General features: G+C 64.3%; 1 pseudogene. It reads right to left on the bottom strand.

Annotated features, from left to right (window positions below):
- Positions 1-155: 155 nt before the first annotated feature.
- Positions 156-909: pseudogene (locus EN750_RS36375) on the bottom strand (pyridoxamine 5'-phosphate oxidase family protein).
- Positions 910-950 lie beyond the last annotated feature (41 nt).

The raw sequence follows: 950 nt of genomic DNA, 5'->3' as shown, positions 1-950 counted from the left end.
ATAGTGACGGGGAGAAGGACGCTGTGTCAGATGATTTCGCCAAATCGCCAGCGTCGCAGAAAAAGCGCCAACGTGGCGGCCGGCCCCTTTCTCCCCGTCACTATACGGGGAGAAATGTCCGGCAGGACAATGAGGGGCAGCGCTAACTTTGCTGGCTACAGCTCGCCCTCATACGTCAGTTGCGCCTGCGTCAGCGCCCGATCCAGCCTTTCACCCTCGGCATATCTAGCCAGATTCTGCGGCCGCTCCACACCGGGCAGCAGCCTCGGACACGGCTCGGCGGCGCCGACCACCATCCGCACCGGGATGACGCCGGCCCACACCGGATGCCCGTAATCCTCCTCGTCGTCGCCGACGCCCTTGGCGCGCACTTTGGCCGATGCCTCCTCGATGCGCATGCCGATCACCGTCGTCGCCTTGGCCTCCTGCACCGAGATCGGCCGCAGGGTCTCGCTCCGGCCGGGGTAGAAGCGGTCGACGACGCCGGCCAGCGCCTTCAGTTTCTCATCAGGCTCATCGATGATCCGCGCCGTGCCGAAACACATCGCCGAGCGGTAATTGGCGGAATGGTTGAAGCCCGAGCGCGCCAGCACCAGCCCGTCGAGATGCGACACCGTCAGACACGCCGGCGTGCCGCCGCGCAGATTGCGCAGCATGCGGCTGGCCGACGAGCCGTGCCAGTAGAGCAATGTCGTCCTCGCGCCAGTGGATGGTCGGCGTGCAATAGGGCTGGCCGTCGAACGTATAGGCGACATGGCACAGCAGCCCGGCATCCAGCACCGCGAAGACTGCCGCATGGTCGTAGCTGCCGCGCTCGTGCAGGCGCTTGACGCGGTTGCGGCTGGTGGTCGGAAAGCTGGCTGGCGTGTCGTTCACGGCTTGCATCCTTGGTTGTTGTCTGCCAACCATGCGCCATAACATTGGTTGATAAAAGAACCAATCCGATGAAG

It is taken from the genome of Mesorhizobium sp. M7A.F.Ca.ET.027.03.2.1 (assembly GCF_003999175.1).
Taxonomy (GTDB): Bacteria; Pseudomonadota; Alphaproteobacteria; order Rhizobiales; family Rhizobiaceae; genus Mesorhizobium.
The sequence above is the reverse complement of the archived record's forward strand: the minus strand, read 5'-3'. Positions and strand labels throughout refer to the sequence as shown.